This is a genomic window from Treponema sp. R80B11-R83G3 (genome assembly GCF_054786115.1).
Map to the genome: position 1 here is coordinate 1 of NZ_BDHF01000324.1, position 833 is coordinate 833.

The window sequence follows — 833 nt, forward strand, 5'->3', positions numbered from 1 at the left end:
GTCGCAAAATTTAATAAAAAGATACGGTTCTGGCTTTGAATTAAGAAGTTTGCGGCGAATGGTTCAATTTGCTGAATTATTCCCGGATTTATCAATTGTGTCGACACTGTCGACACAATTAAGCTGGTCTCACTTTATCGAAATCTTGCCATTGGAAACCGAAAAAGCAAGATTATATTACGCAAATGACGCTATTACAAGAAACTTGGGTATTCGTGAGCTTCGTAATCAAATTTCCAGAAAAGCCTATGAACGACGGGAAATAGCCAATTCACAGTTAAGCAAAGAGTCTATTGTCCCTTTTAATGTTTTCAAAGACCCTTACTTATTGAACCTCAACCGAACCTGACCATAGGTCAGGTGAAGGTTCCCCTCTTGATACTTTAGGATTAAAAGAAAATTTTCTTGAAGCCGATCTCGAAAAAGCAATACTAACAGAACTCGAAGCGTTTATTCTGGAATTTGGTCATGGCTTCACATTTGTAGAAAGGCAAAAACGAATGATCATTGGCGGAGAAGATATAGTTTTAGATTTGCTGTTTTACCATCGTATACTGAAAAGGCTTGTGGCAGTTGAATTAAAACTCGGTGTTTTTAAATCAGCTTATAAAGGGCAGATGGAACTGTACTTAAAGTGGCTTGACCGCTATGAACGACATGTGGACGAAGAATCGCCGATAGGAATTATTCTCTGCGCTACCGCAAATCGTGAAAAAATAGAACTTCTTGAAATGGATAAAGCGGGAATAGCCGTAGCGGAATTCTGGACGCACTTGCCGCCAAAAGCTGAGTTTGAAAAAAGGATCAAGGGTATATTAGTCGAAGCACGAGAA

At 39.1% G+C, this 833-nt stretch carries 1 protein-coding gene and 1 pseudogene; both read left to right on the top strand.

Features of this window, described 5'->3' with window-relative positions; all coding sequences use genetic code 11:
• Positions 1-349, top strand: a 349-nt coding sequence (locus ACYVRH_RS13625; RefSeq protein WP_461257432.1) for a DUF1016 N-terminal domain-containing protein, incomplete at its 5' end; no start/stop codon positions are given.
• Between the two features lie 37 nt (positions 350-386).
• Positions 387-833: pseudogene (locus ACYVRH_RS13630) on the top strand (PDDEXK nuclease domain-containing protein); the annotation flags it as partial.